Genomic DNA, 21,098 nt, shown 5'->3' with positions numbered 1-21,098 from the left:
GTGATGCGCGTCGCATACTCCCCCTGCCCGAACGACACGTTCGTCTTCCACGCGTGGGCGCACGGGCTGGTGCCCGGGGCGCCCGAGCTGGACGTCACCTTCGCCGACATCGACGTCACGAACGGCATGGCCGAGCGCGGCGAGCTGGACGTCCTCAAGGTGTCGTACGCGGTGCTGCCGTGGGTCCTGGACGAGTACGCGCTGCTGCCGTGCGGCGGCGCGCTGGGACGCGGCTGCGGGCCGCTGGTCCTCACCCGCGAGCCGGGGCTCGACCTGTCGGGCCGCACGGTGGCGGTGCCGAGCGAGCGCTCCACGGCGTACCTGCTGTTCCGGCTGTGGGCGGCGCGGACCGTGCCGGGCGGGATCGGTGAGGTCGTCGTCCTGCCCTTCCACGAGATCATGCCCGCCGTGCGGGACGGGAAGGTCGACGCGGGGCTCGTCATCCACGAGGCGCGGTTCACGTACCGGGAGTACGGGCTGCACCGCCTCGCCGACATGGGCGAGCACTGGGAGGAGACGACCGGCCACCCCATCCCGCTGGGCGCCATCATCGCGAAGCGGTCGCTGGGCGCGCCGGTGCTGCGGCGGCTCGCGGAGTCGGCGCAGGCGTCCGTGCGGAGCGCGTGGGCGGACCCGGGGGCGTCCCGGGAGTACGTGCGGGCCCACGCGCAGGAGATGGACCCGGCGGTCGCCGAGCAGCACATCGGGCTGTACGTGAACCCGTTCACGGAGGACCTGGGGACGGCGGGGTACGCGGCGGTGGAGGCGCTCCTGACGCGCGCCGCGGGCGAGGGTCTGGTGCCGCCCGTCCGTCCGGGCGCGCTCGCCTTCCCGTAGCGCGAAGCCCCACCGGCCCGCAGCCCGGCAGCTCGCAGCCCGCCGGCCCGCAGCCCAGCAGCGCGAAGCACCACCGGCCCGCAGCTCGCAGCCCGCCGGCCCGCAGCCTGCCGGCTCGCAGCCGGGCAGCGCGAAGCCCCACCGGCCCGGAGCCCGGCAGCTCGCAGCCCGCCGGCCCGCAGCCGGGCAGCCCGAGCGCGAAGCCCCGCCGGCCCGCGGCCGACCGCCCCCGTCGGCCCGTGGCTCCGGCAGCCTCAGCAGCACCCGACGGCCCCGCGCGCCTGGCCCCGGCAGTCCTTCGCGCGCGCCCCGGCAGTCCGTCGCGCCAGGCCCCGATGGCCCGGCTCCCCGTGGCCCCGGGCCGCCGGAAACCCGGCGGCGCCGCGCGGACCGGCCCGGGCAGAATGCCCCCATGGCCCTCACCGCGTCCTCCGCCCCGGCGGCAGACCCCGCCGCGCCGTCCCCCGGGGCGGCCGCCCCGCTCACGGTCGGCTTCGACCTCGACATGACGCTCATCGACTCGCGCCCCGGCATCCGCGCGACGTACCTGGAGCTCTCCGCCCGCACCGGCGTGTGGATCGACGCGGAGCTGGCGGTGAGCCGCCTCGGGCCGCCGCTCGAACACGAGCTCGCGTACTGGTTCCCGGAGGAGCGCATCGAGGAGATGGTCGCCGCCTACCGTGAGATGTATCCCACACACGCGATCGAACCGTCCCTCGCCCTGCCCGGTGCGAAGGATGCGATTCAAGCCGTTCGCGCGGCGGGCGGGCGCAGCGTCGTCGTCACGGCGAAGAACGAACCGCACGCCAGGCTGCACGTCGCGCACCTCGGCCTGGAGCCGGACGAGGTCGTCGGGTGGCTGTGGGCCGAGGCCAAGGCGGAGGCGCTGCGCGCGCACGGCGCGACCGTGTACGTGGGCGATCACCTCGGCGACATCCGCGGGGCCCGCGCGGCGGGAGCCCTCGCCGTCTCGGTGGCCACCGGCCCGTACGACGAGGAGGCCCTGCGCGCGGCCGGCGCCGACGTGGTCCTGCCTGATCTGACGGCGTTCCCGGCCTGGTGGGCGGCTTACGCGGAGCGCGTGGCGGCCCGCGCCTGACGCCGCTGCGCGGCGATCGTGCGGAGCACGCCGGCCGCGGCGACGAGGAAGCCGACGCCCATCAGCATCGACACGAGGTACGCGGCCGTCGGGAACGGCTCGGTCCCCAGGAAGAGTGGGGCCACGGTGACGAGTGTGGCGACCGCTCCGACGATGAAGAGGATCGCGCCGACGCGGATGAGCCCGTCGCCCGGCAGGGCGTCGCTCGCGGTGGTTTCGCTACGCATTCGGCCAGGGTAGTTCCCAGGCCGGAGGAACGGGCCGGCGGCGTCTTGTCAGCGGGGCCTGGACCATTAGCCTTGTTGCCCAGCGGGTCCGGGTGGCCCGCTCCACTGCTATCCAGAGCCGTTTTCCACGGCGGCCCCATCGAGTACGAGGACGAGGACAGGACGTGCCTACCGGCAAGGTCAAGTGGTTCAACAGCGAGAAGGGCTTCGGCTTCCTCTCCCGCGACGACGGCGGTGACGTCTTCGTGCACTCGTCGGTGCTGCCTGCCGGGATCGACAGCCTGAAGCCGGGGCAGCGCGTGGAGTTCGGCGTGGTCGCCGGGCAGCGGGGTGACCAGGCCCTGTCGGTGACGGTCCTCGAACCCGCCCCGTCCGTCGCGGCCGCGCAGCGGCGCAAGCCGGACGAACTGGCGTCGATCGTCCAGGACCTGACGACCCTGCTGGAGAACATCACGCCGATGCTGGAGCGGGGGCGGTACCCCGACAAGGTGCACGGCAAGAAGATCGCGGGCCTGCTGCGCGCGGTCGCCGACCAGTTGGACGTCTGACCCCGCCGCCCGCCCCCTCCGCCGCACCGTCTCCTCCGTCGACTTCCGCCTCGCCGCGCGCACCGACTCCCGGCGTGGCTGTGGACCGCCGAACGTCGGACCTGTTGTGGCGCCCCCGTCGCGCGAGACGGGGCGCCGTCCGGCCCGCGCGGCTCCGCCCGGGGAACCAACCCCGGTGACGCTGACGGGTGGTGCGGTGGTGCGGTGGTGCGCTCCCCGGGGCGGCCTCGGCCGCGGGGAGGGTCAGAGGACGCGGGCGAAGATCCGCGCGCCGTTGTGGAAGGTCACGGTGAGGCCCCGCTGGGCCCCGGCGCCGGGGCGGGTCGACCAGCGTTCGAGCGTGGCGATCTCCGGGCACTCGGCATGCGCGAGGGCGGCGGCCAGCCATGCCTCGGGCTCGTCGTCGGCCTGCGGCGCGGGGCCGGCGGGCGCCGGGGGGCCGGTGACCGGCTCGTCCGTGAAGGTGTCGTGCTTGGCGCTTTCCGGCAGCTGCCCCACGAACTGCCACCGGGCCTCGCGGCCGCCACCGGCAGGCGTGATGGCGATGCCGAACGGGCGCTTGGTGTCGCCGGCGTCGGCGAGGGTCTGCACACGATCGGCAGCCGGCGTGTTCTTCACGACGTCGATGACGAAGTCGGTGAAGCGGGCGGGGCGCATTTGTGCTCATCTCCTCTCGTCGCGGCCGGTCAGTCTAGGTGGGCGGGGCGTCCCCCGATGGCTGCGTCGGGCCGGTACACCCAGTGCTCGCCGGCGGGGATGACCCACGGCCGGGCCCGTCCGGCGAGGTGCGGGGCCTGGTGACCGGGGCGGGGCACGCGCAGGTCGCGTACCTGATGGATGGGCCCGTTCTCCTCAGGGACCCTGTCCCCGCGTCGCATGCCGGTCGACTGTGCCCGTCGGCCCGCGCGCACCACGCGGTCCCGCCGGCCCATCGGCACGGGGCCGCACGCGTACGCCCGCCCTCGCCCGTACGCCCGCCGCCGCCCGGACTCGCCCCTACGCCCGCCGCCCGCCCTCGCCCGTACGTCCGGCGGCCCGCCCGTGGTCAGGGGCGGCGGGAGCGCCACAGGAGGTACGCGGCGGAGGCCAGGGCCGCCACCCGCACCGTCCACGGCCACGTCCCGGACAGCGCCTCGCGCAGCGCCGGGCCGCCCGCCGCGATCGGTTCGCCCCACCGCCCGTCGCGGCGGCCCCACAGCCACACGGCGGTGGCCGCCGCGACGAGGCCCGGCAGGCCGAGGACCGCCCACTTCGCCTGGGCGCGGCTCAACCGGCGCGTGGCGTACGCGAGGAGCCAGCCGCCCGCGAGGGCGAGCCAGGAGCCGATGACGGTGCCGACCACCAGCAGGACGGCCGCGGCGAGCAGCACCGGGTTGCCCCACCTTCGCGGGGCGGCGACGACCGGGGCCGCGACGGCCGGTGCGGGCGCCGCGCCCCGGGGCCTGCGGCGGAGCAGGCGCGAGCGCCACGAGGGGACGGCCGGCACGACCACCGCCGTGACCGCCGCCGTCCCGCCGACCGCCGCGCTGCCGGTCACCGCGGTGCCGGGCGCCGCGCCCGGGACGGCCTTCACCGGCGTCGCCGGCGGGGGCTTCCGGCCCAGCAACCGGCGCAGCAGCCGGACGCCCGGCCCTCCGGGCGGGGGCGCGGGCGGCCCGGACCCCGCGCCGTCCCCACCGGCCGCGCCGCCCTCGCCGCCCTGCTCCTCCGGCGGTACCAGCAGCTCCGGCACCTCGACGCCGCCGGTGAACCCGGGCACCACGCTCCACCAGTCCGGCTCCGGCCCGGCGCCGTCCCCGAAGCCCGTCCCGGACCCCGTACCGCCCCCGGCCTCCGCGTCCGCCGACACCCGGTCGCGCCGCGCCGTCGCGGTCCGCTGGCCCGGTACGGCGAGGCCGCCGCCGGCCACGGCCGTCACGACCGCGTCGGGCGAGCCCAGCCGGTCGAGGATGCGCCGCACCCCCGCCGGGCCGTCCGCACCGCCGCCCTCGCGCTGCCGGGCGATCTCGTCACGCAGCGACGCGACGAGGCTCATCCGCTCCTTCGCCGGCAACTGCCGCTGCTGTGCCAGGTCGCCGACCCGGCTCAGGTAGTCGAAGACCAGCTGGTCGCTCTCGATCCCCACCGTGCCCCTCCATGCCGCTGCCCGCCGCCCGGTCGACGTCCCGACGTTAGCGCCTGGGACGGGGCCAGGGGCTAACGTGGTGCGGATGGCGACCGGCGAGACCGAGCGGGAGGCGCACGTGCCCGAGGAGCAAGACGGTACGGCGGCGCCCCGCACGCTCGCGGAGGCGTTGCGGGCGCGGGGCGACGAGGGGATCGCGGCGTTGCTGCGGGCGCGTCCGGACCTGCTGGTGCCGGTCCCGACCGACCTGACGCAGCTCGCCACGCGGGCCGGTACGCGCGCCTCCGTCGTGCGGGCCCTGGAGCGGCTCGACCGGTTCGCGCTCCAGACCGCCGAGGCGCTGGCCGTGGCGCCGGACCCGGCGCCGTACCCGGCGCTGCTCGCGCTCATGGCCGGGGACGTCGGTGACGCGGCCGTGGCACGGGCGCTGCCGGGCGCCGTGGCCGTCCTGCGCGAACAGGCCCTGGTGTGGGGCGGGGACGACCGGCTGCGGCTGGTCCGCACCGCGCGGGAGCTGCTCGCGCCGTCGCCGCAGCACCCGTCGCCGACGGGGCTCGGGCCGACCGTCGCGGAGGCGACGGCCGGCATGTCGCCCGGCCGCGTCCAGGAGATCCTCCAGGCCGTCGGGCTGCCGTCCACGCACGACCCGGTGTCGGCGGTGGCCGCCCTGACGGGGCTGTTCACCGACCGGACGAGGATGGACGCCCTGCTGGACCAGGCGCCCGCCGACGCGCTCGGGGTGCTGGACCGGCTGGTGTGGGGGCCGCCGTACGGCGAGGTGGGCGCCGTGCCCGCGCCGCCCGTCCGCTGGCTGCGCGACCGCGGTCTGCTGCTGCCCGTGTCGGCCCGTACGGTGGCGCTGCCGCGCGAGGTGGCGCTGCACCTGCGCGCCGGGCGGGCGCACCGGGTGCCCGAGCCGGCGCCGCCGGCCGTGGAGCCGGCCCGCGAGTACCGTCCACAGGTTGTGGACGGCACGGCGGCCGGGCAGGCGTACACGGCGCTCGCCACCGCCGAGGAGCTGCTGAAGAAGTGGGACCAGGGCGGGCCGCCCGTCCTGCGGGCCGGCGGCCTGTCCGTCCGCGACCTCAAGCGCACTGCGACCGCCCTCGACGTGCCGGAGCCGGTCGCCGCGTTCTGGCTGGAACTCCTGTACGGGACGGGGCTGCTCGCCCCGGACGGCGAGGCCGGCGAGCGGTACGCGCCGACCCCCGCGTACGACGCGTGGCTGGAGCTGCCCGCCGCCCGACGCTGGGCCCGCCTCGCCGGGACGTGGCTCGCCTCCACCCGTACCCCCGGGCTGGTCGGCGGGCAGGACGCCAAGGGCCGCACCCTGTCCGTGCTCGGCCCCGACCTGGACCGGGGCGCCGCGCCCGAGGTGCGGCGCCGGGTGCTGGAACTGCTCGCCGCGCTCCCGCCGGGCAGCGCCGCCGAGCCGGACGTCCTCCTCGCGCGGCTGCGCTGGGAGCGGCCCCTGCGCGGCGGCGCGGCCGGCGCCGACCTGCGGGCCCGCCTCGCCGTCTGGGCCCTGTCCGAGGCGGAGACCCTCGGCGTCACCGGCCGCGGCGCCCTCTCCGGCCACGGCCGGGCGCTGCTCGACGACCCGGACGGCGAGGCCGCCGTGGCGCTGCTCGCGCCCCTGCTGCCCGAACCGGTCGACCACGTCCTGCTCCAGGCCGACCTGACGGCCGTCGCCCCCGGCCCGCTGCGCCGCCCCCTCGCGGACGCCCTGTCGGTCCTCGCGGACGTCGAGTCCACGGGCGGGGCGACCGTCTACCGCTTCACGCCCGGCTCGGTGCGCCGCGCCCTGGACGCCGGTCGGACCGCCGCAGAGCTGCACGCCTTCCTCGCCGAGCACTCCCGCACGCCCGTGCCGCAGCCGCTCGCGTACCTGATCGACGACGTGGCCCGCCGCCACGGCCACCTGCGCGTCGGCGCCGCCTCCTCGTACGTGCGCTGCGACGACGACGCCGTGCTGGGGGAGATCCTCGCGGACAAGCGGTCCGCGTCGCTGGGCCTGCGCCGGCTCGCCCCGACGGTCCTCGCCTCCAAGGCCGCGCCGGCGGCGCTGCTGGACGGGCTGCGGTCCATGGGCTTCGCCCCGGCCGCCGAGTCCGCCCAGGGCGACGTGCTGGTCACCCGCGCCGACGCCTACCGCACCGGCCCCCGTACGGCGCCCGCGCCGGTCCCGGACGGGCCGCCGGTGCCCGACGCCACCCTCCTCGGCGCCGCCGTCCGCGCCATCCGCGCCGGCGACCTCGCGGCGACCGTCACCCGCAAGGAACCGGAGACCGCGACCACCGCCCGCGCCGACGGCGCCCTGCCGCGCACCTCCGCCGCCGAGACCCTCGCCACCGTCCAGGCGGCGGCCCTGACCAACTCGGCCGTGTGGATCGGCTACGTCAACGCCGAGGGTGCCGCCAGCCAGCGCGTGATCGCCCCGGTCCGTGTGGAGGGCGGCTTCGTGACCGCCTACGACCACACCGCCGACGAGGTCCGCACGTACGCCCTGCACCGCATCACGGGCGTCGCCGAACTCGCCGACGAGTGACGGCCCCGCCGACCCGGCAGCCGCCCGGACCGGGCCGGGTCCGGGGCGGCCGACCGCACCACCCCCGTCGGCCCCCGGACCGTGCCGGGACTGCCCCGACGGGGCCGGGGCCTCCCCGGGCCGCCCCAGGGAGGGGGCCCGGCCCCGGGAGGGCCCGGCCCGGTCGCGGGCGGGCCGGGGCCGGCCCCGCGTCGCCGACCATGCGGCACACTGGAGGTTTGGCCGCGTCCTCGGGGCCGTACGGAAAGGGTGAGGCGTGAACGGACCGCTGATCGTCCAGAGCGACAAGACACTCCTGCTCGAAGTCGACCACGAGCGGGCCGACGCCTGCCGGCGGGCCATCGCGCCCTTCGCCGAGCTGGAGCGGGCGCCGGAGCACATCCACACCTACCGCCTGACGCCGCTCGGCCTGTGGAACGCCCGCGCCGCCGGGCACGACGCCGAGCAGGTCGTGGACGCCCTGGTCGAGTACTCGCGCTACCCGGTGCCGCACGCGCTGCTCGTGGACGTCGCCGAGACCATGGCGCGGTACGGGCGGCTGAGCCTCGGCAAGCACCCCGTCCACGGCCTCGTGCTGACCACGACCGACCGGCCCGTGCTGGAGGAGGTGCTCCGGTCGAAGCGGATCAAGCCGCTCGTCGGGGAGCGCCTCGACCCGGACACGGTCGCCGTCCACCCCTCCGAGCGCGGGCAGATCAAGCAGACGCTGCTGAAGCTCGGCTGGCCGGCGGAGGACCTCGCCGGGTACGTCGACGGCGAGGCCCACCCGATCGAGCTGGACGAGGACGGCTGGGAGCTGCGCCCGTACCAGAAGCAGGCCGTCGAGGGGTTCTGGCACGGCGGGTCGGGCGTGGTGGTGCTGCCGTGCGGCGCCGGCAAGACCCTCGTGGGCGCCGGGGCCATGGCGCGGGCCAAGGCGACGACGCTGATCCTGGTCACCAACACCGTCTCCGCGCGCCAGTGGAAGCACGAACTGGTCAAGCGCACGTCGCTCACCGAGGACGAGATCGGCGAGTACAGCGGCACCCGCAAGGAGATCAGGCCCGTCACCATCGCCACCTACCAGGTGCTGACCACCCGGCGGAAGGGCGTCTACCCGCACCTGGAGCTGTTCGACTCCCGGGACTGGGGCCTGATCGTCTACGACGAGGTGCACCTGCTGCCCGCGCCGGTCTTCAAGTTCACCGCCGACCTCCAGGCCCGGCGGCGGCTCGGGCTGACCGCGACGCTGGTGCGCGAGGACGGGCGCGAGTCGGACGTGTTCTCGCTGATCGGCCCGAAGCGGTTCGACGCGCCGTGGAAGGAGATCGAGGCGCAGGGGTACATCGCGCCCGCCGACTGCGTCGAGGTCCGCGTCGACCTGACGGAGTCCGAGCGGCTCGCGTACGCCACGGCGGAGAGCGAGGAGAAGTACCGGTACTGCGCGACGACGGACACCAAGCGCCGGGTGACCGAGGCGATCGTCCGGAAGTTCGCGGGGCAGCAGATCCTCGTCATCGGGCAGTACATCGACCAGCTGGACGAGCTGGGCGAGCACCTGGGCGCGCCCGTCATCAAGGGCGAGACGTCCAACGCGCAGCGCGAGAAGCTCTTCGACGCCTTCCGCAACGGCGAGCTGAGCGTCCTCGTCGTGTCGAAGGTCGCGAACTTCTCGATCGACCTGCCGGAGGCGACCGTCGCCATCCAGGTGTCGGGGACGTTCGGGTCGCGCCAGGAGGAGGCGCAGCGGCTCGGGCGGGTCCTGCGGCCGAAGGCGGACGGGCACCAGGCGCACTTCTACTCGGTCGTCGCGCGGGACACCATCGACCAGGACTTCGCCGCGCACCGTCAGCGGTTCCTGGCGGAGCAGGGGTACGCGTACCGGATCGTCGACGCGGGCGACCTCCTCAGCGAAACCTGAGCCCTCCGGCGTCTCACAGGTGAAGCCGGCGTCCGCGTCCCCGGCAGTACGTCTTGTGCCGTCGCGGCGTCTGCGGGTCGTCCGCGTGCTCTGCCCTCCAGCCGGAGCCCGGACGGCCTCCGCCACGCGGGCGCCCCAGCGCCGCCGCCGGACCCGGCGGGGGCGCGGTCAGTCGGCGGGGCTGAACAGCCGGTCTCCCCGCGCCGCGAGGGCCAGGACCCCGAGGTGGGCGGCGGCGAGCGCCAGGAGCGCCGCCACGCCGGGTGTGCCCGTCCCCGGTGACGGCTCCCGCGTCCACAGGTAAAGGGCGTACTGCGCCTCGTCCGGAAGCCGCAGCCACGCGGCCACCCAAGTCTGCGGGTGGAGCGGGGCGATGTCGTCGATGCCCACGATCGGGGCGAGCACGATCACGGGTCCCAGGGCGGCCGCCATCGTCCCGACGGTCCTGCGGGTGAGGGAGGCCGCCGCGAACGCGACCGTGACGAAGAGGATCTGGACCACCAGGGACCTGGCCGCGGCCTGCGCGGCCGCCGCCCAGCCGGGGCCTTCGGTCGTGGCGAAGTCCGTCACCCCGGCGGCCATCCGGCCCACGGCGAACAGTACGGCGGCCAGGACAACCGTGAACGCGGTCGTCAGCAGCAGGGCGACGGCCCCTTTCAGGGCGAGCAGCCGGGCCCGTCCCGGCCGGGCCGCCAGCAGCGACGGCCACATGCCGGACTCGCACTCGACCGCGTACAGCGCGCCCGCCAACGCACCGGCGACCAGCAGGCCGACGAAGGTCCCGGAGTGCTGGGCCGCCGCCCACAGGGCGCCCGCCGGCTCGTCGACGTACGTGGCGGGGGCGCCGTCCTCGAAGTGCCGGTAGGCGTGTCGGAAGCCGTACAGGCCCATCACCGCTGCTAGCAGCGCCGCACCGGCGGCAGAGAGGAGGACGACCGGGGACAGGACGGCCTTGCGCAGCTCGGCGTACCAGCAGGCGAACCACCCGGTCATGTGACCTCGTTCCCGCGCCCGGCGGCGTGCATGATCCACCAGATCCCCAGGGCGGTGGCCAGGACGGTGGGCAGGGCCCGGACGGGCAGGGGGACGGCGCTCCCCGATTCCGGGCCCCACCAGACGTTCCACAGCACGTCACCGGGGTGGAAGGCCATCACGTCGGCGACGATGCCCCCGGGCAGCCATCCCCACAGCCAGGTGGCCCCCGAGCCGAGCATGAGGAGGACGAGCAGGGCCCCGGACCGCGCGATCCCGCCCGCCTGGCCGCGCGCCAGTGCGGCCAGCGCGACGGCGACGAGGCTCCACACGGCCGTGACGGCCAGCGCGCCGCCCCACAGACGCAGTCCGTGGAGCAGGTCCTCGCCCGGTGGGAGGTGGAACGCGTGGAGCGGGTAATCCGCGCGCCCCTTCACCAGGCCGAACACGGCAACGGCAGCCCCGGCGCAGCACAGGGCCGCGGCCGTGGTGAGCCACAGAGCGGTGGCCTTGGCCAGGATGTGCGTACGGATGCGCGGGTCGGCCAGCAGGAGGTTCCCGGCGGTCCGGTTGTCGTACTCGGTGCCCATCGACTGCGCGGCGAGGAGCACCAGGACCACCAGCCCGGGGAAGGAGGCGAACGCCTGCGCGGCCCAGCCCAAGGCGCCGGGCACGGTTTGCGCGCGGGCGGCCTCGGCAGCCTTCTCCCGCGAGTCGGCCACCCATTCTTCGGTGCCCTGCCGCTCCGCCTCCCCGGTCCTGGTGCAGTATTCGGGCCCCAGTTTCGGATTGAGCTCCAGACAGCTCCGGTACGACTCACCGTTCTCGATGTTCCGCAAACCGTTCTGGGCCGCGTTCACGGTGTGCGACCAGTAGTCCTGGGCGTAGAACGCCGTCGTCACACAGCCGACGGTCAGGACCGCGAACAACAGGAGCGTCAGCGGACGTGAAGCGATCTTGCGCCATTCCGCGCGCACATGCCAGATCGTCACCAGGACCCCTTGTGCCCGCTGATCCGGAAGAACCAGTCCTCCAGGGACTCGGCCTCGCCCAGGCCGATCTCGTCGAGTGCCCCGCTGGCGACGACGGTACCGCGGTTCATGACGACGACGCGGTCGCAGATCCGCTGGATCTCGTCGAGCTGGTGGCTGGACACCAGGACGGCGGTACCGCTGTCCGCTTCACGCCGGATCAGCTCGCGGACCATGACGACGGCGTGCGGGTCCAGCGCGTTGGTCGGCTCGTCCAGGACCAGCAGGCGCGGTCCGCGCATCAGGGCGGCGGCCAGGGCGAGGCGCTGGCGCATGCCCTGCGAGTACGCGCGGATGCGCTTGCGGGCCTCGTCCTCCAGGCCGACGCGCCTGATCGCGGCGAGGGCCTGTCCCCGGTCCGGTACGCCGGAGGAGTGCAGCAGGCTGCGGAGCTGGGTGGGCCCGGTCATCCACCGGTAGAAGGCCGGCGTGTCCAAGGCGGCGCCGACCTGCCGGGCGACGGCGGGCGAGTACGGCGGGTGCTCACCGAGGACTTGTACGGATCCCGCCGTGGGCCTGACCAGCCCACACGCCACGCGCATCAGGGTCGTCTTACCGGCTCCGTTGGCGCCGAGCAACCCGACGACCTCGCCGGGTGCCACCTCCAGCGTCACGTCCGACACGACGGCTTGCGAGCCGTACGTCTTGCTGACGGAGCGGCAGGCCAGCACGGCCTGCCGCTCCTGCTCATGGAACATCACAGAGCGACTACCTCAGCTGGTCGTGTAGGCGGTGCGGCCTGTCAAGTCCATCGGGCAGTTCCCGCCCGGCGTGAGACAATCCGTCGGCACCGTCCAGAGCTTCCAGTAATACGTCCCGGACGAAGCCTGGTCCCAGGATTTCGTCTGGTCTGTGAGGGAGCAGTCGAATTCCCGGCCATACCCGATTTTCCTATCGGGTGCCACGGAGACATGCCGCCACAGCTCGTACGACACGACGCCACCCCGGCCGCCGCCGGTTCGGGTGCAGGAAGTCTGAGTCTGTGTGTTCCCCCCCAGTGAGTCCCAGCGACGGGACTCACTGCCCTTGCTGAACGCCCCCGCCGTCCAGGGGAACGACTGGCTCGCCGCTATTGCCGTGGGCGCGCCAACGGCCAAAGTGGTGAGGGCAGCTCCATGCGATGCCAGCTTCTTCCATTTCATGACTAAACCCCCCAGTGCTTTCTCTTTGGCTGCAATCATGGCGCTGCTAAAGGCTCGGGCCAACCGGATGATCGCTGATTGGCCGGATTGCTCGCCATGAATCGAGCAGGTGGCGCGTTACCGTGCCCGCCTGCGGCACCTCGCTCGCTGCCGAGGCGGACGCGCGGAAAAACCGTTCGCGTGCGCCGGCCCTGCTCACTACAATTTCCCGCTTGCCCGCCTCCCCGCAGGGAGCGCCGCCCTCCGGTCGGAAACCGGACGGCCCGACCTCACCTCGTGATCGTTCCGCCCGGAGGCACCGCCATGTCCACGACCGACTCGGACCCCCTCGCGCGCGAGCGCGCCCACCTCGGGGCCTCCCGTGCCGCCCTGCGCGCCATGCGGGAGGACGTGGAGGCGCTCGACATCCGGGACGTCACCGCGAACTGGGTCAACGCCGCCGTCCTCTCCCGCCAGATCGAGGAGCGCGTCAAGGCGCTCGCCGACCTCAGCCACACCCCGCTCTTCTTCGGGCGGCTCGACTACCTGCACACCACGCAGGAGGGGCAGCGCTTCTACATCGGGCGGCGGCACGTCCACGACGCCCACGGCGACCCGATGGTGATCGACTGGCGCGCGCCGGTGTCGCAGCCGTTCTACCGGGCGTCGCGCAAGGACCCGCAGGACGTCGGCCTGCGCCGCAGGTTCGGGTACACGGGCGGCGAGCTCACCGCGTACGAGGATGAGCACCTGACCGACCCGGAGGAGGCCGACACCACGAGCAGGCTGCTCCAGGCGGAGATCGAGCGGCCGCGTGTGGGGCCCATGCGGGACATCGTCGCGACCATCCAGCCCGAGCAGGACGAGATCGTGCGCAGCGGCCTGTCCGGGTCGGTGTGCGTGCAGGGTGGGCCCGGAACCGGCAAGACCGCCGTGGGCCTGCACCGGGTGGCGTACCTGCTGTACGCGCACCGGGAGCGGCTGGCGCGGACGGGCACGCTCGTCATCGGGCCGAACCGGTCGTTCCTCCGGTACATCGAGCAGGTGCTGCCCGCCCTGGGCGAGCTGGAGGTGCGGCAGTCGACCGTCGACGACCTGGTCGGCACGCACGTCGAGGTGCGGGGCGCGGACGAGGCGGCGGCGGCCGTGGTGAAGGGCGACGCCCGGATGGCGGAGGTGCTGCGGCGGGCGGTCCGCTCGCACGTGACGCCGCCCGTCGAGCCGGTCGTCGTGGTGCGCGGGTCGCGCCGGTGGCGGGTGCCGGCGTACGAGGTGGAGGAGATCGTCCGGGAGCTGCTCGCCCGCGACATGCGGTACGGCGCCGCCCGTGAGGCGCTGCCGCGGCGCATCGCGCACGCGGTGCTGGTGCGGATGGAGGAGGCCGGGGAGGCGCCGGACGACCGGGTGCAGGACGCGGTGGCGCGCAACGCGGCGGTGAAGGCGGCGGTCAAGGCGGTCTGGCCGCCGGTCGACCCGGCGAAGCTGGTGCTGCGGTTGCTGTCCGACGCGGAGTTCCTCGCGGAGCACGCGCGGGGCGTCCTCACCGAGGAGGAGCAGAAGGCGATCCTGTGGACGCGGCCGCCGCGCGGCGTGCGGTCGGCGAAGTGGTCGCCCGCGGACGCCGTCCTCGTCGACGAGGCGGCCGACCTGGTGGAACGCACCCACTCGCTGGGGCACGTGGTGCTGGACGAGGCGCAGGACCTGTCGCCGATGCAGTACCGGGCGGTGGGGCGGCGCTGTTCGACGGGGTCGGTGACGGTCCTCGGCGACCTGGCGCAGGGCACGACGCCGTGGGCGACGCGGAGCTGGACGGAGGCGCTGGGGCACCTGGGCAAGCCGGACGCGGTGGTGGAGGAGCTGACGGCCGGTTTCCGCGTGCCGCGCGAGGTGATCGCGTACGCCTCGCGGCTGCTGCCGCACATCGCGCCCGGGCTGGCCGAGGTGCGGTCGGTGCGGGAGAACCCGGGGTCGCTGGAGGTGCGGGCCGTCGGCGAGGCGGAACGGGACCCGGCGGTCGTCACGGCGTGCCGGGAGTTCCTGGGGCGGGAGGGGTCCGTCGGGCTCATCGCGGCCGACGCGCGGGTCCCGGAGCTGGCCCGGGCGCTGGACGGGGCGGGGCTCGGCTTCCTCGCGCCGGGCGAGGAGACCTCGGCGCGGGCGCGGCTGACGCTGGTGCCCGCGTCGCTGGCGAAGGGCCTGGAGTACGACTACGTCGTGCTGGACGAGCCGGCGGCGGTGGTGGGCGGGGAGCCGGACGAGCGGACGGGGCTGCGACGGCTGTACGTGGCGCTCACCCGCGCGGTCTCCGGCCTGACCCTTGTCCACGCCGCCCCGCTGCCGGCCCACCTGACCGCCTGACCCCGACCGCCTGACGGGCGGGGGGCGGGAGGCCCGCCAGTCCGCGCCCGTCAGTCCGCGCCCCGTCAGTCCGCGCCCGTCAGGCCGTCGCGTCCGGGTCGCCCCGTCAGTCCGCCCCGGTCAGGGTCGCCCCGTCAGGCCGCCTGGTCCAGGGCGCGGCGCCAGGCGCTGACCGCGCCGGGAACGACCGGGGAGGTCCAGCCGGCCGGGCGGGCAGCGCCGCCGATGTGGAAGGCGTCGACGCCCGCCTCGCGCAGCGCGGGCACGTGGTCGAGGCGCAGGCCGCCGCCGACGAGGAGGACCGCCTCGTACCCGGGGAGGTCGCGCTGCGCGGCCTCGGCGGTCAGGACGGAGAGGCCGGCGTCGACCCCGGCGGCGGAGCCGGCCGTCAGGTACGTGTCGAGGCCCGGCAGGTCGGCCAGGTGCTTGCGGAGGGCGCCGCGGTCGGCGCAGTGGTCGATGGCGCGGTGGAAGGTCCAGCGGCAGCCGTCCAGTTCGGTGACGAGCCGTTCCAGGGCGGCCAGGTCGGGGTGGCCCTCGGCGTCGAGGAAGCCGAGGACGAACTCGTCGGCGCCCTCCGAGCGCAGTTCGCCCGCGGCGCGTACGAGGGCGTCGACGTCCCCGGCGGCGAAGCCGGTGTCGAGGCGGAGCATGACGCGCAGCGGGAGGTCCACGGCGGCGCGGATCCGGGCGTACGTCTCGCGGGACGGGGTGAGCCCGTCCGCGGCCATGTCGGTGACCAGCTCCAGGCGGTCCGCTCCTCCGGCCTGGGCGGCGATGGCGTCCTCGGCGTCGAGGGCGATCACCTCCAGCACTGCACGGTTGCTCATCGGACCCCATTCCTCGCAGGCGGATGTCGATCCCGTACGGGGCTCGTACAGGTCTAGTCCAATGCTAATGCGTGGGGGCCCCGCGGTAGCCGTCCTGTGGGCGCTCGACGCGCGGCCGGCTGGTGGCGAGTGGTCGCCGGATGGCCGCCGCGGGGGTGACGGGGTTACCGGAGGGGGGTATACACTGAAGGAAAGAGATACCCCCCCAGGGTATGGGCCCTGGATGTCCGTCCCGGGGTGTCCGGATCCGCAGGAGTGGAGATGAGCGCGAGATGAGCGGCCCCGCCACCACGCCCGGCACCGCCGAGGTCGAGCTCGCCATCGGCGGCATGACCTGCGCCTCGTGCGCGGCGCGCGTCGAGAAGAAGCTCAACCGCATGGACGGTGTCGAGGCCACCGTCAACTACGCCACCGAGAAGGCGAAGGTCACCTACCGGGGCGACGACGTGTCGGTGGGCGACCTCATCGCCACCGTCGAGGCGACCGGCTACACCGCCCGGCCGCCCGCACCCCCCGCCGGGGCGGGCGCGCGCGACGGCGGGGCGGCGGGCGAGGGGCCCGGCGCCGACGGCGCCGCCGGCGCGGACGCCGACGACCTGCGCGACCTGCGGCAGCGGCTGTTCACGGCCGTCGTCCTCTCCGTCCCCGTCGTGGCCATGGCGATGGTCCCGCCGCTGCAGTTCGCGAACTGGCAGTGGCTCTCCCTCGCGCTGGCCGCGCCCGTCGTCGTCTACGCGGGCTGGCCGTTCCACCGCGCCGCCTGGACCAACCTCCGGCACGGCGCCGCGACGATGGACACGCTCATCTCGGTCGGTACGACCGCCGCGTTCCTCTGGTCGCTGTGGGCGCTGTTCTTCGGCACGGCCGGCATGACGGGCATGACGCACCCCTTCGAGCTGACGATCTCCCGCTCCGACGGCGCCGGCAACATCTACCTGGAGGCGGCGGCCGGGGTGACGGCCTTCATCCTCGCCGGGCGGTACTTCGAGGCGCGCTCCAAGCGGAAGGCGGGCGCGGCGCTGCGGGCGCTGATGGAGCTGGGCGCCAAGGAGGTCACCGTGGTGCGCGGGGGCCGCGAGGTGCGCGTCCCGGCGGAGGAGCTGCGGGTCGGCGACCGGTTCGTCGTCCGGCCCGGCGAGAAGATCGCCACGGACGGCACCGTGGTGGGGGGCCGGTCCGCCGTGGACGCCTCCATGCTGACCGGCGAGTCCGTGCCCGTGGAGGTGGCGGTCGGCGACGCGGTCACCGGCGCGACGCTCAACGCGGGCGGCCGGATCGTCGTCGAGGCCACCCGCGTCGGCGCCGACACGCAGCTGGCCCGGATGGCGAAGCTGGTGGAGGACGCGCAGAACGGCAAGGCCGCCGCCCAGCGGCTCGCGGACCGGATCTCCGCCGTCTTCGTCCCCGTCGTCATCGTCCTGGCCCTCGCCACCCTCGCCGGGTGGCTGCTCGGCGGCGCCGGGGTGACCGCGGCGTTCACCGCCGCCGTCGCCGTCCTGATCATCGCCTGCCCGTGCGCCCTCGGCCTCGCCACGCCCACCGCGCTCATGGTCGGCACCGGCCGGGGCGCGCAGCTCGGCATCCTCATCAAGGGGCCGGAGGTGCTGGAGAACACCCGCCGGGCCGACACCGTCGTCCTCGACAAGACCGGCACCGTCACCACCGGCCGTATGACGCTCCTCGCCGTCCACACCGCCGGCGAGACGGGGGCGACCGGCGAGGCGGGCGACGCCGGCGAGGCCGCCGACGCCGCCGAGGTCGAGGTGCTGCGGCTGGCCGGGGCCCTGGAGGACGCCTCCGAGCACCCGGTGGCCCGCGCCGTGGCGGCCGGGGCGGTGGCGCGGACGGGCGCCCTGCCCGCCGTCGAGGACTTCGTCAACGTGCCCGGCCTCGGCGTCCAGGGCGTCGTCGACGGGCACGCGGTGCTGGTGGGGCGGGAGAAGCTGCTCGACGCGTGGTCGATCGGCCTGCCGGACGAGCTGGCCCGCGCCCGGGACGCCGCCGAGGCGGCGGGCCGGACCGCCGTCGCCGTCGCCTGGGACGGCGAGGCGCGGGCCGTCCTGGAGGTCGCCGACGCCGTCAAGGACACCAGCGCCGAGGCGATCCGCAGGCTGCGCGCGCTGGGCCTCACGCCGATCCTGCTCACCGGTGACAACAGGACCGTCGCCGAGGCGGTCGCCGCCGAGGTCGGCATCGACCGGGAGCACGTCATCGCCGAGGTGCTGCCGCAGGACAAGGTCGACGTCGTACGGCGCCTCCAGGCCGAGGGCCGCAGCGTCGCCATGGTCGGCGACGGCGTGAACGACGCCGCCGCGCTCGCCCAGGCCGACCTGGGCCTGGCGATGGGCACCGGTACGGACGCGGCGATCGAGGCGGGCGACCTGACCCTCGTCCGGGGCGACCTGCGGGCCGCCGCCGACGCGATCCGGCTCTCCCGGCGCACCCTCGGGACGATCAAGGGGAACCTCTTCTGGGCGTTCGCGTACAACGTGGCGGCACTGCCGCTGGCGGCCGCGGGCTTCCTCAGCCCGATGATCGCCGGGGCCGCGATGGCGTTCTCGTCCGTCTTCGTCGTCGGCAACAGCCTGCGCCTGCGCGGCTTCCGGGCCGTGACGTAGCGGGGAAGGGGCCGCGCGGCACAATGGGCCCCATGGCCGCACCCGCCCCGCATCCCGCCCACGACGAACTCCGCGCCCGCTGGCTGGCGACCGTCCGGCGGGCGCGGGGCGCGGGCGATCCCGAGCGGCAGCGGTCGGCGGCCCCCCAGCCGCCCGACCCGCAGGCCCCCCAGCCGCCCGACCCGCAGGCCCCCCGGTCGCCCGACCCGCAGGCCCCCCAGCCGTCCGATCCGTCGGGGCTCCCGGACTCGGAGCCGTACCTGCGGGACCTGCTCGGCCGGTGGGCGGAGCCGCAGCGGCGCTACCACACCACCGACCACCTCCTCGCCGTGCTCCGCCGCGTCGACGAGCTGGCCGGGCACGCCGACGACCCGGCCGCCGTGGAGCTCGCCGCCTGGTTCCACGACGCGGTGTACCTCCCCGACCGCTCCACCAACGAGGAGCGCAGCGCCCGCCTCGCCGAGCGGGCCCTGCCCGAGCTGGGCGTCGACGCGCACCGCACGGCGGAGGTGTCCCGGCTGGTGCTGCTCACCGTCACGCACGACCCCGCGCCCGGGGACCGCGACGGCGAGGTGCTGTGCGACGCCGACCTGGCGGTCCTCGCCGGTGGGCCGGAGGCGTACGCCGCCTACGCCGCGGCCGTGCGCGAGGAGTACGGCTTCGTGCCCGACGACGCGTTCCGCGCGGGCCGCGCCGCCGTGCTGCGCCGGCTCCTCGACCTGCCACGGCTGTTCCGCACCCCGTACGGGACCTCCCGTTGGGAGGCGGCGGCCCGCCGGAACCTCGCCACCGAGCTGGAGCTCCTGGGAATGTAAGCGGCTCAGATGGTGTTCACACCTGTCATGCCGCCCCACGACGATCTTCCCCCCGAGCACACCACCGCCCCGACGCCGTCGACCGCCCCGGCCACCGACCGGGCCCCCGCCACCGACCGGGCCCCCGCCACCGACCGGGCCCCGGCCACCGACCGGGCCCCCGCCCCCGCCCCCGCGCGCATGCCGACGGCCGTCTACATCCTCGGCCTGTCCGTCTTCGCGCTCGGCACGAGCGAGTTCATGCTCTCCGGGCTGCTGCCGCCCATCGCCCGGGACATGAACGTGTCCATCCCCCAGGCCGGGCTGCTCATATCGGCCTTCGCGATCGGCATGGTCGTCGGCGCGCCGCTCCTCGCCGTGGCGACGCTGCGGCTGCCCCGCCGGACGACGCTGATCGCGCTGATCACGACGTTCGGCCTCGGGCAGGTGGCGGGCGCCCTGGCGCCCTCGTACGGGGTGCTGTTCGCGTCCCGCGTCGTGAGCGCGCTCGCCTGCGCGGGGTTCTGGGCCGTCGGCGCGGCGGTGGCCATCGCGATGGTGGCGCCCGGGGCGCGGGCCCGCGCGATGGCGGTGATGATCGGCGGCCTGTCGATCGCGAACGTCCTGGGCGTGCCCGCGGGCGCCTTCCTCGGTGAGCACCTGGGGTGGCGCTCGGCCTTCTGGGCGGTCGGCGCCGCCTCGGCGCTCGCGCTCGTCGGCGTCGTCACCCGCATCCCGCGGATCCCGCTGCCCGCCGAGCGGCCGGCCCTCCGCCGTGAGCTGGCGATCTACCGGGACCGGCAGGTGTGGCTGGCCGTCGTCGTCACCGCGCTCGCCGCGGGCGGGGTGTTCTGCGCCTTCTCGTACCTGGCTCCGCTCCTCACCGACGTGGCGGGCCTGGACTCCGGCTGGGTGCCGATGGTGCTGGGGCTCTTCGGCGTGGGCGCGCTCGTCGGTACGGCCGTCGGCGGCCGGGTCGCCGACGCGCACCTGTTCGGGGTGCTGCTGAGCGGCATCGCCGCGTCGACGGTGCTGCTCGCGGCGCTCGCCCTGTTCGGCGGCAGTCCGGTCGCGGCGGTCGCGGTGTCGTTCCTCCTCGGCGTCTCGGCGTTCTACACCGCCCCGGCGCTCAACGCCCGGATGTTCAACGTGGCCGGCGCCGCCCCGACGCTCGCGGGCGCCACCACGACGGCGGCGTTCAACCTCGGCAACACCGGCGGCCCCTGGCTGGGCGGCACCGTCATCGACGCCGGCCTCGGCTACCCGGCGACCGCCTGGGCGGGCGGCGCCATGACGCTCGTCGCGCTGCTCACCGTGGGCGTCGCGCTGCGACTGCACCGCCGGGAGACCGGTACGCCGAGCCGCGTCGTCATGGGCGCGACCGCCGCAACCGCCGCGCCCACGGACGCCACGGCGCCCACCGGCGTCACCGCGCCCACGGCTTCCGCCGGGGTCACGGCGAAGGCGTCCGGAGGTGCTTCGGGCGGCGCAGCCCGGCGGCCCTGAGGAGCCGCACGATCTCCTTGGGGCCGACCTCCACCGCCCCGGCCGCCACGGCGTCGGCGTAGCGGTCCGCGGGGATGTCGTAGTGGTCGCCGTCGAAGGCGCGCGGTGGCGCGCCGATCGCGGCGGCCGCCGTGTGCAGCTCGTCGAAGGACGTGTCGCTGATCAGGTGCGACCACAGGCGGCCGTGGCCGGGCCAGGTCGGCGGGTCGATGTAGAGCGTCACGTCAGGCCTCCCACGGGGGCGACGACCACGCCGGCCCGGCCGCACACCCAGTGCGGGTCGGGGCCCAGCTCCGGTTCCACGTGGAGGGCGTGCGGGTCGCCCGAGTCGCAGACGGGGCACAGCGGCCAGCGTCCGTACCGCTCCAGCAGCGCGTCCTGCACGTCCTGGGCGACCAGCCCGGAGAGGTACCCCATGCCCTCCGGCCACTGCCCGACCCACCAGCGGCGGTGCGTGACGGCGTCCTCGACCATGGACACGACCTCGGCCTGGGCGACGTCCCGGGCGGCGAGGTCGGCGAGGACGAGCGCGCGGGCGGCGTGCAGTGCCTGTTCCAGCCGGTCCGGTTCGTTCATGCAGCCAT

18 protein-coding genes are annotated in these 21,098 nt (G+C 75.5%); 9 read left to right on the top strand and 9 right to left on the bottom strand.

All coding sequences use genetic code 11. From position 1 onward, the window contains the following. Positions 1-3: 3 nt before the first annotated feature. Both NRO40_RS13280 and NRO40_RS13275 read left to right on the top strand, forming a co-directional pair. Entirely contained in the window at positions 4-837 is an 834-nt protein-coding gene (locus tag NRO40_RS13280) for a 1,4-dihydroxy-6-naphthoate synthase (RefSeq protein WP_058943251.1), read from the top strand. A 412-nt stretch (positions 838-1,249) separates the two neighbouring features. Next, positions 1,250-1,936 (top strand): HAD family hydrolase, encoded by a 687-nt coding sequence (locus NRO40_RS13275; RefSeq protein WP_079047219.1) that lies wholly within the window; start codon positions 1,250-1,252, stop codon positions 1,934-1,936. On the opposite strand, the gene NRO40_RS13270 is transcribed toward NRO40_RS13275, so the two are convergent. Beyond that, positions 1,906-2,163, bottom strand: a complete 258-nt coding sequence (locus NRO40_RS13270; protein WP_058943223.1) for a hypothetical protein — start codon at positions 2,161-2,163, stop codon at positions 1,906-1,908. The two genes, NRO40_RS13275 and NRO40_RS13270, sit on opposite strands and share 31 nt — an antisense overlap. A 164-nt stretch (positions 2,164-2,327) precedes the next feature. Here NRO40_RS13270 and NRO40_RS30575 point away from each other — a divergent pair, with 164 nt between their 5' ends. After that, positions 2,328-2,711 (top strand): cold-shock protein, encoded by a 384-nt coding sequence (locus tag NRO40_RS30575; RefSeq protein ID WP_058943222.1) that lies wholly within the window; start codon positions 2,328-2,330, stop codon positions 2,709-2,711. Positions 2,712-2,954: 243 nt separating this feature from the next. Here NRO40_RS30575 and NRO40_RS13260 read toward each other — a convergent pair whose 3' ends face one another. Next, positions 2,955-3,368, bottom strand: a complete 414-nt coding sequence (locus tag NRO40_RS13260) for a hypothetical protein (protein ID WP_058943221.1) — start codon at positions 3,366-3,368, stop codon at positions 2,955-2,957. 388 nt (positions 3,369-3,756) lie between these two features. After that, on the bottom strand, positions 3,757-4,836 hold the full coding sequence (locus tag NRO40_RS13255; protein WP_058943220.1) for an HAAS signaling domain-containing protein: 1,080 nt from the start codon (positions 4,834-4,836) through the stop codon (positions 3,757-3,759). Positions 4,837-4,921: 85 nt separating this feature from the next. On the opposite strand from NRO40_RS13255, the gene NRO40_RS13250 reads away from it, so the two are divergent. Beyond that, positions 4,922-7,384 carry a helicase C-terminal domain-containing protein gene (locus NRO40_RS13250; protein WP_079047218.1) on the top strand — a complete coding sequence of 821 codons (2,463 nt, stop codon included), beginning with the start codon at positions 4,922-4,924 and terminating at the stop codon, positions 7,382-7,384. Between the two features lie 256 nt (positions 7,385-7,640). Next, positions 7,641-9,284 (top strand): DNA repair helicase XPB, encoded by a 1,644-nt coding sequence (locus NRO40_RS13245; RefSeq protein WP_058943219.1) that lies wholly within the window; start codon positions 7,641-7,643, stop codon positions 9,282-9,284. A 168-nt stretch (positions 9,285-9,452) separates the two neighbouring features. Here NRO40_RS13245 and NRO40_RS13240 read toward each other — a convergent pair whose 3' ends face one another. From NRO40_RS13240 to NRO40_RS13230, 3 genes are read right to left on the bottom strand one after another with little or no spacing between them, the layout of a single operon-like run. Then, positions 9,453-10,277, bottom strand: a complete 825-nt coding sequence (locus NRO40_RS13240; RefSeq protein WP_058943218.1) for an ABC transporter permease — start codon at positions 10,275-10,277, stop codon at positions 9,453-9,455. Beyond that, positions 10,274-11,248 (bottom strand): hypothetical protein, encoded by a 975-nt coding sequence (locus tag NRO40_RS13235; RefSeq protein WP_157901894.1) that lies wholly within the window; start codon positions 11,246-11,248, stop codon positions 10,274-10,276. Before NRO40_RS13235 ends, NRO40_RS13240 begins: the two co-directional genes overlap by 4 nt. Continuing rightward, positions 11,245-11,985, bottom strand: coding sequence for an ABC transporter ATP-binding protein (locus NRO40_RS13230; protein WP_058943216.1), 741 nt, complete (start codon positions 11,983-11,985; stop codon positions 11,245-11,247). Before NRO40_RS13230 ends, NRO40_RS13235 begins: the two co-directional genes overlap by 4 nt. 747 nt (positions 11,986-12,732) lie before the next feature. Here NRO40_RS13230 and NRO40_RS13225 point away from each other — a divergent pair. Then, positions 12,733-14,766, top strand: coding sequence for a HelD family protein (locus NRO40_RS13225; protein WP_058943215.1), 2,034 nt, complete (start codon positions 12,733-12,735; stop codon positions 14,764-14,766). Between the two features lie 134 nt (positions 14,767-14,900). Here the strand turns inward: NRO40_RS13225 and NRO40_RS13220 are convergent, their stop codons facing one another. After that, positions 14,901-15,596 (bottom strand): copper homeostasis protein CutC, encoded by a 696-nt coding sequence (locus tag NRO40_RS13220; protein WP_058943214.1) that lies wholly within the window; start codon positions 15,594-15,596, stop codon positions 14,901-14,903. Positions 15,597-15,868: 272 nt separating this feature from the next. Here NRO40_RS13220 and NRO40_RS13215 point away from each other — a divergent pair, with 272 nt between their 5' ends. The 3 genes from NRO40_RS13215 (at position 15,869) to NRO40_RS13205 (ending at position 20,514) form a co-directional block, all read left to right on the top strand. Further along, positions 15,869-18,214 carry a heavy metal translocating P-type ATPase gene (locus tag NRO40_RS13215; RefSeq protein WP_058943213.1) on the top strand — a complete coding sequence of 782 codons (2,346 nt, stop codon included), beginning with the start codon at positions 15,869-15,871 and terminating at the stop codon, positions 18,212-18,214. Positions 18,215-18,246: 32 nt separating this feature from the next. Continuing rightward, a complete protein-coding gene (locus tag NRO40_RS13210; RefSeq protein ID WP_079047217.1) occupies positions 18,247-19,029 on the top strand; it encodes an HD domain-containing protein in 783 nt (260 codons plus the stop codon). 180 nt (positions 19,030-19,209) lie between these two features. Next, a complete protein-coding gene (locus tag NRO40_RS13205; protein ID WP_058943248.1) occupies positions 19,210-20,514 on the top strand; it encodes a Cmx/CmrA family chloramphenicol efflux MFS transporter in 1,305 nt (434 codons plus the stop codon). Here NRO40_RS13205 and NRO40_RS13200 read toward each other — a convergent pair. Both NRO40_RS13200 and NRO40_RS13195 read right to left on the bottom strand, forming a co-directional pair. Then, positions 20,462-20,737 (bottom strand): DUF4031 domain-containing protein, encoded by a 276-nt coding sequence (locus NRO40_RS13200; RefSeq protein WP_058943211.1) that lies wholly within the window; start codon positions 20,735-20,737, stop codon positions 20,462-20,464. The two genes, NRO40_RS13205 and NRO40_RS13200, sit on opposite strands and share 53 nt — an antisense overlap. Continuing rightward, entirely contained in the window at positions 20,734-21,090 is a 357-nt protein-coding gene (locus NRO40_RS13195) for a hypothetical protein (protein WP_058943247.1), read from the bottom strand. The genes NRO40_RS13200 and NRO40_RS13195 overlap by 4 nt, the downstream gene beginning before the upstream one ends. Positions 21,091-21,098 lie beyond the last annotated feature (8 nt).

It is taken from the genome of Streptomyces changanensis, assembly GCF_024600715.1.
Lineage (GTDB): Bacteria > Actinomycetota > Actinomycetes > Streptomycetales > Streptomycetaceae > Streptomyces > Streptomyces changanensis.
Note: the sequence above shows the minus strand (reverse complement) of the source record. Positions and strands in the feature narration are given on the sequence as shown.